At 72.2% G+C, this 14,148-nt stretch carries 14 protein-coding genes; 9 read left to right on the forward strand and 5 right to left on the reverse strand.

All coding sequences use genetic code 11. From position 1 onward, the window contains the following. Window positions 1–555 precede the first annotated feature (555 nt). Genes deoC through ACFY9V_RS26725 form a run of 3 tightly spaced genes read left to right on the forward strand, consistent with a single transcriptional unit; the run spans window position 556 to window position 3,894 of the window. Complete coding sequence (gene deoC / locus ACFY9V_RS26715; protein WP_355336909.1) at window positions 556–1,500, forward strand: deoxyribose-phosphate aldolase; 945 nt, start codon at window positions 556–558, stop codon at window positions 1,498–1,500. A gap of 5 nt (window positions 1,501–1,505) precedes the next feature. After that, the gene (locus ACFY9V_RS26720; RefSeq protein ID WP_391163301.1) at window positions 1,506–3,026 is read left to right on the forward strand and encodes an aldehyde dehydrogenase family protein; all 1,521 of its coding nucleotides are present in this window, start codon (window positions 1,506–1,508) and stop codon (window positions 3,024–3,026) included. Then, entirely contained in the window at window positions 3,019–3,894 is an 876-nt protein-coding gene (locus ACFY9V_RS26725) for an aldehyde dehydrogenase family protein (RefSeq protein WP_391163302.1), read from the forward strand. The genes ACFY9V_RS26720 and ACFY9V_RS26725 overlap by 8 nt, the downstream gene beginning before the upstream one ends. A 175-nt stretch (window positions 3,895–4,069) precedes the next feature. Here the strand turns inward: ACFY9V_RS26725 and ACFY9V_RS26730 are convergent, their stop codons facing one another. Next, complete coding sequence (locus ACFY9V_RS26730) at window positions 4,070–4,450, reverse strand: hypothetical protein (protein ID WP_355336906.1); 381 nt, start codon at window positions 4,448–4,450, stop codon at window positions 4,070–4,072. A gap of 115 nt (window positions 4,451–4,565) precedes the next feature. Between ACFY9V_RS26730 and ACFY9V_RS26735 the strand changes: the two genes are divergently transcribed. Further along, window positions 4,566–5,210: an ATP-binding protein gene (locus tag ACFY9V_RS26735; RefSeq protein ID WP_391163303.1), complete on the forward strand. Its 645-nt coding sequence runs from the start codon at window positions 4,566–4,568 to the stop codon at window positions 5,208–5,210. 219 nt (window positions 5,211–5,429) lie between these two features. On the opposite strand, the gene ACFY9V_RS26740 is transcribed toward ACFY9V_RS26735, so the two are convergent. Beyond that, window positions 5,430–6,257, reverse strand: a complete 828-nt coding sequence (locus ACFY9V_RS26740; RefSeq protein ID WP_391163304.1) for a SigE family RNA polymerase sigma factor — start codon at window positions 6,255–6,257, stop codon at window positions 5,430–5,432. Window positions 6,258–6,541: 284 nt separating this feature from the next. Here ACFY9V_RS26740 and ACFY9V_RS26745 point away from each other — a divergent pair, with 284 nt between their 5' ends. The 4 genes from ACFY9V_RS26745 to ACFY9V_RS26760 all read left to right on the forward strand — a co-directional run bounded on the left by ACFY9V_RS26745 (window position 6,542) and on the right by ACFY9V_RS26760 (window position 10,208). Then, window positions 6,542–7,219 carry a response regulator gene (locus ACFY9V_RS26745; protein WP_188279231.1) on the forward strand — a complete coding sequence of 226 codons (678 nt, stop codon included), beginning with the start codon at window positions 6,542–6,544 and terminating at the stop codon, window positions 7,217–7,219. A 209-nt stretch (window positions 7,220–7,428) separates the two neighbouring features. Then, window positions 7,429–8,958, forward strand: coding sequence for a HAMP domain-containing sensor histidine kinase (locus tag ACFY9V_RS26750; RefSeq protein WP_355337212.1), 1,530 nt, complete (start codon window positions 7,429–7,431; stop codon window positions 8,956–8,958). Between the two features lie 116 nt (window positions 8,959–9,074). Next, the gene (locus ACFY9V_RS26755; RefSeq protein WP_355336903.1) at window positions 9,075–9,674 is read left to right on the forward strand and encodes a hypothetical protein; all 600 of its coding nucleotides are present in this window, start codon (window positions 9,075–9,077) and stop codon (window positions 9,672–9,674) included. A 45-nt stretch (window positions 9,675–9,719) separates the two neighbouring features. Then, on the forward strand, window positions 9,720–10,208 hold the full coding sequence (locus tag ACFY9V_RS26760; RefSeq protein ID WP_355336902.1) for a VanZ family protein: 489 nt from the start codon (window positions 9,720–9,722) through the stop codon (window positions 10,206–10,208). A gap of 133 nt (window positions 10,209–10,341) precedes the next feature. On the opposite strand, the gene ACFY9V_RS26765 is transcribed toward ACFY9V_RS26760, so the two are convergent. Next, window positions 10,342–10,698, reverse strand: coding sequence for an ATP-binding protein (locus ACFY9V_RS26765; RefSeq protein WP_391163306.1), 357 nt, complete (start codon window positions 10,696–10,698; stop codon window positions 10,342–10,344). A 92-nt stretch (window positions 10,699–10,790) separates the two neighbouring features. Beyond that, window positions 10,791–11,960, reverse strand: coding sequence for an adenosine deaminase (locus ACFY9V_RS26770; RefSeq protein ID WP_391163308.1), 1,170 nt, complete (start codon window positions 11,958–11,960; stop codon window positions 10,791–10,793). 100 nt (window positions 11,961–12,060) lie between these two features. Between ACFY9V_RS26770 and ACFY9V_RS26775 the strand changes: the two genes are divergently transcribed. After that, window positions 12,061–12,846: an alpha/beta hydrolase gene (locus tag ACFY9V_RS26775; protein WP_391050530.1), complete on the forward strand. Its 786-nt coding sequence runs from the start codon at window positions 12,061–12,063 to the stop codon at window positions 12,844–12,846. A gap of 290 nt (window positions 12,847–13,136) precedes the next feature. On the opposite strand, the gene ACFY9V_RS26780 is transcribed toward ACFY9V_RS26775, so the two are convergent. After that, window positions 13,137–14,072: a LysR substrate-binding domain-containing protein gene (locus ACFY9V_RS26780; RefSeq protein WP_391163309.1), complete on the reverse strand. Its 936-nt coding sequence runs from the start codon at window positions 14,070–14,072 to the stop codon at window positions 13,137–13,139. Window positions 14,073–14,148 lie beyond the last annotated feature (76 nt).

The following is a 14,148-nucleotide window of genomic DNA, read 5'->3' on the forward strand; positions in this document are numbered from 1 at the left end:
CGGCCCACCGCCCGGGCAAAAGGGGCCCCGCCCCGCCAGGGGCGCGGGGAACTGCGCGAGCAACCCACCACCGGCCGGAGGCCGGGAAACAACCGGACTGCCCCGCCGGGACCGGTCGTGACCTGCGCGAGCGCCATGGCTGACCGCGCAGTCCCCCGCGCCCCTCAAAAGACCGGCCCACCGCCCGGGCAAAAGGGGCCCCGCCCCGCCAGGGGCGCGGGGAACTGCGCGAGCAACCCACCACCGGCCGGAGGCCGGGAAACAACCGGGGCCCGGGGCCAGTGGTGACCTAAGCGGAGCGCCCACGCGGCGGCAGCCGCAGGTCGGACACAGCCCCGCGCCCCCCAAAAGATCGGCCCGCCGCCCAAGGCGGAGAGGGGTTCAGTGGGGAGCCCCGGGAGATCGGGGGCCGTCGAGGGTGGGGGAACCCTCGCCCGGAGGGGGGTGGCGGGTTGCTACGCGCGTAGATATGCTGAGGTGGTGACCATGTCTTCGCCGCCGCCTACGCCGGTAGTCCCCGCCTATGATCCCGATGCCGCGCGCCGTACGGCGACGATGTCGGATGTGACCGCTTCGGACAGCGCCCTGCGCCGCTTCCTGCACGGACTGCCGGGGGTGGACGCGGTGGGCCTGGAAGGACGGGCGGCGTCGCTCGGCACACGGTCGATCAAGACGACGGCGAAGGCGTACGCCATCGACCTGGCGATCTCGATGATCGACCTGACGACGCTGGAGGGCGCGGACACGCACGGCAAGGTCCGGGCGCTGTGCGCGAAGGGCGTGCGTCCTGACCCGACCGACCGCACGACCCCGAAGGTCGCGGCGATCTGCGTGTACCCCGACATGGTGGCGACGGCCAAAGAGGCCCTGGGGGACTCCGGCGTGCACGTCGCCTCGGTGGCGACGGCCTTCCCGGCCGGCCGGGTCGCGCGCGACGTGAAACTGGCCGACACCGCCGACGCGGTCGCGGCCGGCGCGGACGAGATCGACATGGTGATCGACCGCGGCGCGTTCCTGTCCGGCCGCTACATGGATGTCTTCGAGGAGATCCGCGCCGTCAAGGAGGCGTGCGCTCGCCCCGACGGCGAGAGCGCCGCCCACCTGAAGGTGATCTTCGAGAACGGCGAGCTGGCGACGTACGACAACATCCGCCGCTGCTCCTGGCTGGCGATGCTGGCGGGCGCGGACTTCATCAAGACCTCGACCGGCAAGGTCGCGGTCAACGCGACCCCCGCGAACACCCTGCTCATGCTGGAAGCGGTCCGCGACTTCCGCGCGGCCGTCGGCGTACAGGTCGGAGTGAAGCCCGCGGGCGGCATCAGGACCTCCAAGGACGCCGTGAAGTACCTGGTGATGGTCAACGAGACGCTCGGCGACGACTGGCTGTCCCCCGACTGGTTCCGCTTCGGCGCCTCCAGCCTGCTCAACGATCTGCTGATGCAGCGTCAAAAGCTCAGCACCGGCCGGTACTCCGGTCCCGATTACGTGACGGTGGACTGAAAACCATGACCGACCAGAGCACCGACCAGAGCACCGGCCAGCCCGGCGTGCGGCCCGGCCAGAATCCCGGCCGGAATCCCGGCCAGCGACCCGGCCAGAAATTCGCGTACGCGCCCGCGCCCGAGTCGCGGTCCGTCGTCGACATCGCGCCTTCCTACGGCCTGTTCATCGACGGCGAGTTCACCGCCGCCGCCGACGGCACCGTCTTCAAGTCCGTCTCGCCGTCCAGCGAGGAAGTCCTCGCCGAGGTCGCGCGCGCGGGCGAGGCGGACGTGGACCGCGCGGTGAAGGCGGCCCGCAAGGCGTTCGAGAAGTGGTCCGCGCTGCCGGGCGCCGAGCGCGGCAAGTACCTCTTCAGGATCGCCCGCATCATCCAGGAGCGCTCCCGCGAACTGGCGGTGCTGGAGTCGCTGGACAACGGCAAGCCGATCCGCGAGACCCGCGACGTCGACCTCCCGCTGGTCGCCGCGCACTTCTTCTACTACGCGGGCTGGGCCGACAAGCTGGCGTACGCGGGCTACGGCCCCGACCCGCGCCCGCTCGGCGTGGCCGGCCAGGTCATCCCGTGGAACTTCCCGCTGCTGATGCTGGCCTGGAAGATCGCCCCGGCGCTGGCCGCGGGCAACACGGTGGTGCTCAAGCCCGCCGAGACCACCCCGCTGTCCGCGCTGTTCTTCGCCGACGTCTGCCGCCAGGCGGGCCTCCCGCGCGGTGTCGTCAACATCCTGACGGGGTACGGGGACGCGGGCGCGGCCCTGGTCGCGCACGAGGGCGTGGACAAGGTCGCCTTCACCGGCTCCACCGGGGTCGGCAAGGCCATCGCCCGTACGGTCGCGGGCACGGACAAGAAGGTCACGCTGGAGTTGGGCGGCAAGGCGGCGAACATCGTCTTCGACGACGCCCCGGTCGACCAGGCCGTCGAGGGCATCGTCAACGGCATCTTCTTCAACCAGGGCCATGTCTGCTGCGCGGGCTCCCGGCTGCTGGTCCAGGAGTCGGTGCAGGACGAGGTGCTCGACGCGCTCAAGCGGCGGATGGCGACGCTGCGGGTCGGCGACCCGCTGGACAAGAACACCGACATCGGCGCGATCAACTCGGCCGAGCAGTTGGCCCGGATCACCGCGCTGGCGCAGGCCGGTGAGGAGGAGGGCGCCGAGCGCTGGGCCCCGGCGTGCGAACTGCCCGACGCCGGTTACTGGTTCGCGCCGACGCTGTTCACCGGCGTCACCCAGGCGCACCGCATCGCCCGCGAGGAGATCTTCGGCCCGGTCCTGTCGGTGCTGACCTTCCGCACCCCGGCCGAGGCGGTCGAGAAGGCCAACAACACCCCGTACGGCCTGTCCGCGGGCATCTGGACCGAGAAGGGCTCGCGCATCCTGTCGATGGCGAACAAGCTCCGGGCCGGTGTGGTGTGGGCGAACACGTTCAACAAGTTCGATCCGGCCTCCCCCTTCGGCGGCTACAAGGAGTCCGGTTACGGCCGCGAGGGCGGTCGGCACGGCCTGGAGGGGTACCTCGATGTCTGACGTCCGCGACGCTCGGCTGAGCGTGTTCAAGACCTACAAGCTGTACGTCGGGGGCAAGTTCCCCCGCAGTGAGAGCGGCCGGGTGTACGAGGTGACGGACTCCAAGGGCGGCGCCTGGCTGGCCAACGCGCCGCAGGCGTCCCGCAAGGACGCGCGGGACGCGGTGGTCGCCGCCCGCAAGGCCGTGTCCGGCTGGTCGGGCGCGACCGCGTACAACCGCGGGCAGGTGCTGTACCGCGTCGCGGAGATGCTGGAGGGGCGGCGCGAGCAGTTCGTCCGCGAGGTCGCGGAGGCCGAGGGGCTCTCCAAGACGAAGGCCGGGGCCGCCGTCGACGCCGCCGTCGACCGCTGGGTCTGGTACGCGGGCTGGACCGACAAGATCGCCCAGGTGGTAGGGGGCGCCAACCAGGTGGCCGGTCCTTACTTCAACCTCTCGACGCCCGAGCCGACCGGTGTGGTCGCCGTCCTGGCTCCCCAGGACTCGTCCTTCCTCGGCCTCGTCTCGGTCCTCGCCCCGGTGATCGCCACCGGCAACACCGCCGTGGTCGTCGCCTCCGAGCGCTCGCCACTGCCCGCGCTCTCCCTCGGCGAAGTCCTCGCCACCTCCGACGTGCCGGGCGGCGTCGTCAACATCCTCTCCGGCCGCACCTCCGAGATCGCCGCGCCCCTCGGCGCCCACCAGGACGTCAACGGCCTCGACCTCACCGGCGCCGACGCGGACCTCGCCGCCGAGTTGGAGCGGAGCGCGGCCGACAACCTGAAGCGGGTGCGCCGTCCGGCGCCGGAGGACTGGGGTACGGACCCCGGCCTCTCCCGCCTCACCGCGTGGCTCGAGACCAAAACCGTCTGGCACCCCATCGGCGCCTGACGGGTCCCCCGTAGGGGCGCGAGGAACTGCGCGACAAGCCACGACGTGCGTGCACGTCACCACCCGCCCCAGAGGGGCAGATCGGTGGTCTCCGGACCACCGGCCGGTGGGGGCGGGCCGCGCAGTTCCCCGCGCCCCTGAAAAATCGGCCTGCCGTCCCCGGCAAAGGAACCGCTCAGTGCGGGAGGAGTCCCGTGACAGGTCCCACCAGGGGAAGCGTGCCGAGGGAGCCCCCGTTGGTGATCGGAGCGGTCACGGCGGAGGTGGAGACGGGGTGGAAATCGGCGACCTGGGAGCCGACGGCGTTGTCGAGCGGGTCGACACCGGTGTTGCTCAACGGATCGATCGTGAGGTCGCGGACGGGGGCGACGCCCGCGCCGAGTGCGCCGGTGACGTACTGGGTGGGGAGCGCGGAGGTGACGTCGGACGTCGGGAGGGCGTCGGTGGCGCTCTGGGCCGCCGCGAGGGGATCGGCGGCGGCGACACCGGCCGGTACGACGACGGCGGCCGCGGCGGCGGTGAGGGTCAGGGCGAGGGCGGTACGGAGCGAGGGCATGGACCGGTTCCTGTCGACGGGAGTCTTCCTGGCACAGCGTAACGCAATGACCGCGCAGGGTAGTTGTCCTACGGCGGGTCGTCCCCCGGCCGGGGATACGGGACAATTGTTCTCCGTGAGTTCATCCCCGGTGTCGCTTCGCTCCCGTGTGATCCTGCTGACCGGCCCCTCGGGGTCCGGCAAATCGTCCCTCGCCACCCGTGCCGGACTGCCGGTGCTGGCCCTCGACGACTTCTACAAGGCGTGCGACGACCCGACGCTGCCCGCCCTGCCCAGCGGCGCGGGCACCGACTGGGACGCCCCGGGTTCGTGGAACGCGGACGCGGCGCTCGCGGCCGTGGCCGCGCTCTGCGCGGACAGCGCCGCCGACACCCCGGTCTACGACATCGCGACGAGTTCGGTCACCGGCCGTACCCGCCTCGACCTCGGCGGAGCGCCCGTCTTCGTCGCCGAAGGCATCTTCGCCGCCGAGATCGCCGGGCGCTGCCGGGAGCTGGGGCTGCTCGCGGACGCGCTGTGCCTGCGCGGACGCCCGACGACGACGGCGCGCCGGCGTTTCGTACGGGATCTGCGCGAGGCGCGGAAGTCGGTGCCGTTCCTGGTCCGCAGGGGCTGGAATCTCATGCGCGCGGAACGCGCGATCGTGGCCCGTCAGACCGCTCTCGGCTGCCACCCCTGCGGCCGTGACGAGGCGCTGGAACGTATCGCCGCGGCCGTCACCCCCGCGCCCCCGCTGCCCCGCGTCCCGGCCGAGGCGTGACGCCGTAGAGCTATAAAGCCGCAAAGCCGTAGAGCTGTACGGCAGCGGACGTACGACAGGGCCGGACGGCATTCCCCTGGCCGTCCGACCCTGCTCCCCCGTACCCCCCGGTACCCCCCCGTTTCCCCCCTGCTCCCCCGTGTCCCCCCGTGTCCCCCCGACCGGCCCCCGTACCGGCGTGTGGAAATCCTTGGCCTTGAGCTGGGCCTCGGACGGCCCTCAGGCGACCAGTTCGCCGAAGGCGTCCTCCTCGTCGCGGCCGAAGCTCAGGGCCTCGTCGTCGCGCATGCGGCGCAGGGAGCGCCAGATGCTGCTCTTGACGGTGCCGACGCTGATCCCGAGGATGTCGGCGATCTCGGGGTCGGTGCGGCCCTCGTAGTAGCGGAGCACGAGCATGGTGCGCTGCTGCTCGGGCAGCCGGGCGAGCGCCTGCCACAGGACGGCGCGCAGTTCGGTGCCGCCCATCTCGTCGGTGTCGCCGACCGTCTCGGGCAGCTCCTCCGTCGGGTACTCGCTGAGCTTGCGCCGCCGCCAGGCGCTGATGTGCAGATTGGTCATGGTGCGCCGCAGGTAGCCGCCGACGGCCGCCTTGTCGCTGATCCGGTCCCAGGCCCGGTAGGTGGAGAACAGGGCGCTCTGGAGCAGGTCCTCGGCCGCGAAGCGGTCCCCGGTGAGGTGGTACGCGGTCGCGTAGAGCGACGCGCGGCGCTCCTGGACGTAGGCGGTGAAGGCCGCTTCGGCCTCGGCCCGCGCCGGGGTGCGGGCGGCGGCGCCGTCGAAGGTGCCGGACGGCTGGTCGGCGGTGGTCGCGGACGGTACGGGCTTCGCCTGGTGCTCGGCGCCGCTGTCGACCGCTGCCATGAACGGCGGGCGGTGCCGGGCGCTCGTCGGGTACGAGGTGCCGCGTACGGCGCCGCGGACGTACCCCCGTCCGTTCGCGGCGCCGGACTTCTCCGTGGTGCGGACGGCGCAGGTCCCCGTGGAGTGCGCCGAGTGCGTGTGCGTCGCATGAACCGCGGTGTCGGTGGTGATGTGCAGTGTGTTCATGTCCCGCCCCCGTCGTTGGAACCTGATGCGTGGTCTTCGGCGTCGCATCCGGTACGGCGTGCGCTCTTCCGATGTGACAACAGACTGCCGGGCCAGTTTCATGACGCTGTCCGCCGAGTGTCACAGGCCCGTCACAGAGGCCGCGCGCCGCGTGACCGGCCGGTCGGCCCGGCTGCGGCACCGCCGGTCAGCAGGTCACGAGCAGGTCACGCGGACAGGGTCATGTCAGGGCGGAAGGTCCCCGCACTTCATGCGGACGCCGTCGTTAGGCAACAATGACCGGCGTGCCTTTCCTGTTGCTTATCGAGGATGACGACGCCATCCGTACGGGCCTCGAACTCGGCCTGTCCCGTCAGGGTCACCGCGTGGTGGCCGCTGCGACGGGCGAGGACGGCCTGAAGCTGCTCAAGGAGCAGCGCCCCGACCTGATCGTGCTGGACGTGATGCTGCCGGGGATCGACGGGTTCGAGGTGTGCCGGCGCATCCGCCGTACCGACCAGCTCCCGATCATCCTGCTCACCGCGCGCAGCGACGACATCGACGTGGTGGTGGGGCTGGAGTCCGGGGCCGACGACTACGTGATCAAGCCGGTGCAGCCGCGGGTGCTCGACGCCCGCATCCGGGCGGTGCTGCGGCGCGGCGAGCGGGACAGCACCGACTCCGCGGCCTTCGGCGCGATCGTCATCGACCGCAGTGCCATGACGGTGACGAAGGACGGCGAGGACCTTCAGCTCACGCCGACCGAGCTGCGCCTGCTGCTCGAACTGAGCCGCAGGCCGGGACAGGCGCTGTCCCGGCAGCAGTTGCTGCGTCTGGTGTGGGAGCACGACTACCTCGGTGACTCGCGTCTCGTCGACGCGTGTGTGCAGCGGCTGCGCGCCAAGATCGAGGACGTGCCGTCGTCACCGACCCTGATCCGTACGGTCAGAGGCGTGGGATACCGCCTGGACACGCCCCAGTGACATCGCGGTTCGGCGACGGGCACGGCGGGCACGGCGGGCAGGATCGGCACGACCGGCAGGATCGGCACGACGACCCCTCCGAGAGCGGCCCGACCGACAACGGCCCTTCGGACGACGGCGGTTCCGACGGCACCGTCACCGCCACCGGCACCGGTACCGGCTCCGCCACCGGCCAGGAACGCGACCGGGGCTGGAACTGGTCGCCCGGCATGGTGCGTTGGACGAGTCTGCGGCTGCGCCTGGTCGCGGTCTTCGCGGCCGTCGCGCTCACGGCCGCCGTCTCCGTCTCCGGCATCGCGTACTGGCTCAACCGCGACGCGGTGCTGACCCGCGCGCAGAACAGCGCGCTGAACGACTTCCGTGACTCCTTGCAGCGCAACGCGGCCTCGCTGCCGGTCTCGCCGACCTGCGAGTCGCTGAACACCGCGGCGGGCCGGATCGGCGGACCCGACACGTACCAGGTGGTGCTGATCGACACGACGCGGGACAACGCGCCGTGCGCCGCGCCCTCCAACCGGGACGTGTTCACGCTGGACGACGTGCCCGCGCAGTTGCAGCGGGCGGTCAACACCCCGGACGCCAAGGACCACAACCGCTACCACCTGCGGTGGATGCGCATCTCGTTGCAGGGCCGCCCGTATCTGGTGGCGGGCGCGCGGATCAACGACGACGGCGCGACCGGCTACATGCTCAAGTCGCTGGACGCGGAGCGCAAGGACCTCAACTCCCTCGCCTGGTCGCTGGGGATCGCGACCCTGCTCGCTCTGGTGGGCGCCGCGCTGCTCGCCCAGGCGGCGGGCTCGACCGTCCTGCGTCCGGTGCGGCGGCTCGGTGAGGCGGCGCAGCGGCTCGGCGAAGGCCACCTGGACACCCGGCTGAAGGTGTCGGGCACCGACGAACTCGCCGAGATGTCACGGACGTTCAACAGCGCGGCCGAGGCGCTGGAGAGCCGCGTCGAGGAGTTGAGCGCGCGGGAGGCGGCCAGCCGCCGCTTCGTGGCCGACATGTCGCACGAGTTGCGCACCCCGCTGACGGCCATCACGGCGGTCACCGATGTGCTGGAGGACGAGGCGGAGGCGCTGGACCCGATGATCGCCCCGGCGGTACGGCTGGTGGTCAGCGAGACGCGGCGGCTGAACGAGTTGGTGGAGACGTTGATGGAGGTCACCCGCTTCGACGCGGGCACCGCGAAGCTGCGGGTCGACGAGGTCGACGTCGCGGACATGGTGATGGCCTGCATGGACGCCAGGGCGTGGGTCGACTCGGTCGAACTGGACGCGCCGCGCGGCCTGCTGGCCACCCTGGACCCGCGACGGCTGGATGTGATCATGGCGAATCTGATCGGGAACGCGCTCAAGCACGGCGGTTCCCCGGTCCGGGTCAGCCTGCGCAGGGAGGGGGGCGCGGACGGCGACGTCGTCATCGCGGTCTCCGACCACGGCCCCGGCATCCCCGAGGACGTACTCCCGCATGTCTTCGACCGCTTCTACAAGGCCGACGCCTCGCGCGCCCGCTCCGAGGGCAGCGGTCTCGGCCTGTCGATCGCGATGGAGAACGCGCACATCCACGGCGGCGACATCACGGCGGCCAACTCCCCGGACGGCGGCGCGGTCTTCACGCTGCGGCTGCCGGTCAGGCCGCGCACCGACGAGGACGAGGACGACGTGGACGGCGACGGGGGCGCGAACGGCTCGGGCGCCACGGGCACGTCGCAGGGGCCCGGCGGTGACGCGCGATGAGACACCGCCCGACGAAATACCGCCCGACGAGACACCGCCCGACGAGATACGGCCCGACGAGATACGGCCTGATGAACCACCGCTCGATGAGACGCCGCCCGATGAGCCTCGGCCGGATGAGACATGCGCCACACAAGGTGCTGGCCGTCGTCCTGCTCGCCGCGCTGCCGCTGATCGGCGGCTGCGGCATCCGGTCGACCACGGTCCCGGTGGACGCGGGGCCCGCGCCGTCACGGGTGTCGTGCGCGGTGCCGCGCGACGGCAAGGCGCCGGAGACGGACACCGTCGTACGCCAGGTGTATCTGGTGTGCAGCATGCAGACCACGCCGGTCAAGCGGAATGTGACGCTGCGGCCGGGCAGGATCGACCGGCTGACGCAGGTCAGGGAGCTGGTCGCGCAGTTGCAGCGCAGCCCGCTGTCGGCCGAGGCGCAGGCCGGTTTCTCCACCGAGGTGCCGGGCAGCCTGGAGATCCTGGGGCCGTTCAAGGGCGATCCCGAGAACGCGCTGCGGCTGAACCAGCCGGTGGACGAGCTGCCGTCGTTCGCGCTCGCGCAGATCGTCTGCACGCTCGTCGACGACCCGTCGGTCACCGGCGACGGCGGTGTGGTGCTCGGCGGCGACGACCCCGACAGCAAGCCGCGCCGCTACGCCTGCACGCCCGACCTGCGGACCCGCCCGGACGCCGCGGACAGCGCGGGAACCGCGGTGGGGTGAAGCCGCGTCTTGGAGGGCGTGCGGCACGAAGGCTCCAGTTTCAGGGTGCGCGCGGCCGGGCTGCTGCTCACCGCCGCGTACCTCGCTTTCGTCGCCTGGCTGCTGCTGCGTCCGCATTACGTGGCGTGGGTGCCCGCGCCGAATCTGCGGCCGTTCGGCACGATCCGCGCCGACCTGGCGATGAGCGCGGGCGAGGCGGCCCGGCGGATCGCCGAGGGCCTGGGGCTGCTCGCGCCGCTGGGCGTGCTGCTGCCGATGGCCGGCGGCCGGGTCCGCACCTCGGGCTTCGCGTCCTTCGCGCGGACGGTCTTCGCCTCGCTGATGGTGTCGCTGACCCTGGAGTTCCTTCAGACGATGGTGCCGGGCCAGCTCTTCGACGTGGACGCGCTGCTGCTCAACACGGCGGGCGTGGCGCTGGCGCACCTCCTGGTGGTGCCGCCCGCGCGGCGCGCGCTGCGCAGGCGCGAGGCACGCAAGCGGGCCGCGCCCCCTGCCGAGGATCGCTCGGCGGGGGCGCGGCCCGTGGGGGTCTGACCGGTCGGCCGACGTACCGAGGCGGTACGCGCGGAGGCGGTACGTACTCCGGCCGGTGCCTGCCTGCTTGCTCCGTGCCGACGTGGAGACGTGCCTACGTGCGTACGTGGAGACGCGCCGACGTGTCCGCGGCCTACTTGCCGGTGAGGCCGCCGACCGGGAGGCCGCCGAGGAGGCCGTTCGCCGGGCTGACCTGGTTGCCGGAGGGCAGCAGCTTGCCCGGGTTGCCGGGGAGCGCGGAGGTGCCGTTGGTCAGCGCCTGCTGCGCGCCGTTGGCGCTGTCGGCGGCGCCGGGCAGGAGCTTGGCGGCGGTGCCGACCGGAGTCCCGTCGAGCACGGTGGGCGAACCGGCGTGGCCGAGCAGCGAACCGGCCTGGTCGGTGATCGGCAGGGCCGGGAGGGAGGCAGCGGAGGCGGTGCCCGCCGCGGCGGCGGCGAAGGCGAGGCCGAGCGCGGTGGTGGCGAGGGTCTTCTGGGTACGGGTCTGCATGACTTCGGAACGTAGTCAGATGTTGACCGGCCGTGCAAACGGCGTGGCGCGGCCGTCACCCCTCGGGCCGGCCGCGCCGTGAAGGTGTTCCGTCAGCCCTCGTCGGGCACGGAATCGCTGGCCAGGGTCGGTGCGGCGGCCGACTGCCGGAACAGCCACTCGGCCTTCAGCTCCGCGTACCCCGGCTTGATCACCTCATTGATCATGGCCAGACGTTCATCGAAAGGGATGAACGCTGATTTCATCGCATTGACGGTAAACCACTGCATGTCATCGAGGGTGTAGTCGAACGCCTCCACGAGGTGCTCGAACTCCTGACTCATGCTGGTGCCGGACATCAGCCGGTTGTCGGTGTTGACGGTGACCCGGAAGTGCAGCCGCCGCAGCAGACCGATCGGGTGCTCGGCGTACGAGCTGGCCGCGCCGGTCTGGAGGTTGGAGGTGGGGCACATCTCCAGCGGCACGCGCTTGTCGCGCACGTACGACGCCAGGCGGCCGAGCTTGACATGGTCGCCGCGCCCGTCGGAGGAGATGTCGTCGATGATCCGCACGCCGTGCCCGAGCCGGTCGGCGCCGCACCACTGGAGCGCCTGCCAGATGGACGGCAGGCCGAACGCCTCGCCCGCGTGGATCGTGAAGTGGTTGTTCTCGCGCTTCAGGTACTCGAAGGCGTCCAGGTGCCGGGTGGGCGGGTAACCGGCCTCGGCGCCCGCGATGTCGAAGCCGACGACGCCCAGGTCCCGGTAGCGGTTGGCCAGTTCGGCGATCTCCTGGGAGCGGGCGGCGTGCCGCATCGCGGTCAGCAGCGCGCCGACGCGAATGCGGTGGCCGTCCTCGCGCGCCCGGCGCTCGCCTTCCCTGAAGCCCTCGTTGACCGCCTCGACGACCTCTTCGAGGGTCAGGTCGCGCTCTAGGTGCTGCTCGGGCGCGTACCGGATCTCGGCGTAGACCACGCCGTCGGCCGCCAGGTCCTGCGCGCACTCGGCGGCGACCCGTACCAGCGCGTCCCGCGTCTGCATCACGGCGCAGGTGTGCGCGAACGTCTCCAGATACCGCTCCAGCGAACCGGAGTCGGCGGCCTCGCGGAACCACGCGCCGAGCTTGTCCGGATCGGTCTCGGGCAGCGCGTCGTAACCGGTCGCGCGCGCGATGTCCACGATCGTGCCGGGGCGCAGGCCGCCGTCGAGGTGGTCGTGGAGCAGCGCCTTGGGGGCGCGGCGGATCTGTTCCGGGGTGGGAGTGCTCGGTTTGGGGTTCTGCATGCTCAAACGATAGCCCCTACGCGCGTAGATATCGCGCTGCGCCCAACAATTTTCCGCCCGGCCATACAGTGCACACCCCTGCGTCTGCCATCGTTGCGCCATGGCTTCCCAAGCATTACCGGCGCGTGGCGCACGACTGGGCCGCCCGGTGCCGTCCGGGCTGGTGCCCGCGCCGAGGCAGCGCGAACACGATACCGGCGCCACGGTGCGCGCCGTCGTGCTCGCCCTGCCCGGCGGTGACGCGCTGAGCACCCGGCGCCGCTCCCCGGTGGCGGCGGCCGTCATGTGGCCGCTGGCCCGCCATCTCGTCCGCGAGGGGGCCGCCGACGGGGTGGCCGCGCACGTCGTGCACTACCGCTTCCGCGGCTGGAACGGCGGGCACGCGCATCCGGCGGAGGACGCCGAGTGGGCGGTCGGCGAGGCCGTACGGCGCTACGGTGACGTGCCCGTCTGCCTCGTCGGCATGGACATGGGCGCGCGGGCCGCCCTCCACGCCGCCGGTCACCCCGCCGTGACCTCCGTCGTCGCGCTCTCTCCGTGGCTGCCGCGCGGTGCCGAGCCCGAGCCGGTCAAGCAGCTCATCGGGCGGCGCGTGCTGCTCGTCCACGGCACCGAGGACGAGTCCACCGCGCCCGACATCTCCTACGGCTTCGCCGAACGCCTCAAGAAGGTCAACCGCGACACCTGCCGCTTCGAGGTGCACTCCGACGGCCACGGCCTCCACCAGCACCGCAGCGAGGTCTTCGCCCTCACCTCCGATTTCGTCCTCGGCTCGCTTCTCGACCGGCCCCACGCCCGGCCCATCGCCGACGCCCTCGCGGCTCCGCCGCCCCTCGGCCTCCGCATGCCCCTGGCCTCCGGCTTCGGCAAGTCCCTCCGCGTCTGACCCGCCCCCCCGGGGAGGTCGCCCCCCACCGGGCCGCACCACCTTTCGCCCGGACGCCAGCCACGTGCTTTTAGGGGCGCGGGGAACTGCGCGACCAGCCCACCACAGGCCGGTGGTCGCGAAACACACAGCGTCTGCCCCACTGGGGCGGTTTTTTACCCGCGCCGCCGTCGTGGCTGAGCGCGCAGTTCCCCGCGCCCCTAAAAACATGGGCTGGCGTCCCACGCCAAGGAACCGTACAGGGGCCGCGCCCCAAAGACGTCGGGCTTCGCCCTCCGCAGGAGACCGGCTCAGGCCGGCAGAAGGGTGCCCGTCTGGGCGAGCAGGAAAGCACGGAAAGCGGCGACCGGGGGCGGGGCCGGGGCGCCGTCGAGCCAGGCGAGACCGATCTCGCGGACGGCACGTCGCCCGGTGAGGTCGAGTTCGACGACGCCGGGCCGGGGCACGGCCGGCGGGGGAAGGACGGCGACGCCGAGCCCGGCGGCGACCAGCCCCCGAAGCGTCTCGGCCTCCTCGCCCTCGAAGGCGACCCTCGGGGTGAACCCGGCCTCGGCGCACAAGGCGTCGGTGATGCGCCGCAGCCCGTAGCCCGGTTCGAGCGTGACGAACGCCTCGGCGGCGGCCTCGGCGAGCCGCACGCGCTTGCGGCCGGCCAGCCGGTGCCCGGCGGGGACGACGAGCCGCAGCCGCTGCTCGTCGAGTTTGCGGACGACGAGACCCGCCTCGTCCGGCACCGGTGAGGTCAGGCACAGGTCGAGTTCGCCCAGCCGCAGGCGCTCCAGCATGGCCTCGCCGTACGTCTGCACGAGCTGGAAGCGGACGCGCGGATACTCGGCGCGGAAGGCGCGCAGGAGGGAGGGGACGGTCTCGGGCCCGAGCGTGTGGAGGAACCCGAAGGCGACCCGCCCGCTGTCGGGATCGGCGTCGAGGCGTACGGACTCGGCGGACCGTTCCACCTCGGCGAGCGCCCGCTCGGCGGCGGCGCGGAAGGTGACCCCGGCGCGGGTGAGGCGGACGGCGCGGCCGTGGCGGGCGAAGAGGGCGACACCGAGATCGGCTTCGAGGCGGGCCAGCGCGCGGCTGAGCGTCGACTGCGGCATGCCCAACTCCTGGGCGGCGCGCGTCACATGCTCGTGCCGCGCCACGGCCGCGAACTGCGCGAGGCGCGGTGCCAGCAGCGCGCCCCAGGACTCCGGGTCCGGCCTCGTACCGGCTGTGTCGGCCACCGTATATGCCCCCTCCACCTGCGCTCATGCACCAGTGCATCAATCATGCACGATCTGTGCATTGGACGCATAAATG

Source organism: Streptomyces sp. NPDC008317 (assembly GCF_042955955.1).
Classification (GTDB): Bacteria; Actinomycetota; Actinomycetes; order Streptomycetales; family Streptomycetaceae; genus Actinacidiphila.

Coding starts and splice junctions, on each gene's coding strand:
- ACFY9V_RS26740 (WP_391163304.1), bottom strand. CDS start 6,257: ATGAACACACTGCACATCACCACCGACACCGCGGTTCATGCGACGCAC.
- ACFY9V_RS26720 (WP_391163301.1), top strand. CDS start 1,506: ATGACCGACCAGAGCACCGACCAGAGCACCGGCCAGCCCGGCGTGCGG.
- ACFY9V_RS26770 (WP_391163308.1), bottom strand. CDS start 11,960: ATGCAGAACCCCAAACCGAGCACTCCCACCCCGGAACAGATCCGCCGC.
- ACFY9V_RS26755 (WP_355336903.1), top strand. CDS start 9,075: ATGAGACATGCGCCACACAAGGTGCTGGCCGTCGTCCTGCTCGCCGCG.
- ACFY9V_RS26765 (WP_391163306.1), bottom strand. CDS start 10,698: ATGCAGACCCGTACCCAGAAGACCCTCGCCACCACCGCGCTCGGCCTC.
- ACFY9V_RS26775 (WP_391050530.1), top strand. CDS start 12,061: ATGGCTTCCCAAGCATTACCGGCGCGTGGCGCACGACTGGGCCGCCCG.
- ACFY9V_RS26725 (WP_391163302.1), top strand. CDS start 3,019: ATGTCTGACGTCCGCGACGCTCGGCTGAGCGTGTTCAAGACCTACAAG.
- deoC (WP_355336909.1), top strand. CDS start 556: ATGTCGGATGTGACCGCTTCGGACAGCGCCCTGCGCCGCTTCCTGCAC.
- ACFY9V_RS26750 (WP_355337212.1), top strand. CDS start 7,429: ATGGTGCGTTGGACGAGTCTGCGGCTGCGCCTGGTCGCGGTCTTCGCG.
- ACFY9V_RS26730 (WP_355336906.1), bottom strand. CDS start 4,450: ATGCCCTCGCTCCGTACCGCCCTCGCCCTGACCCTCACCGCCGCCGCG.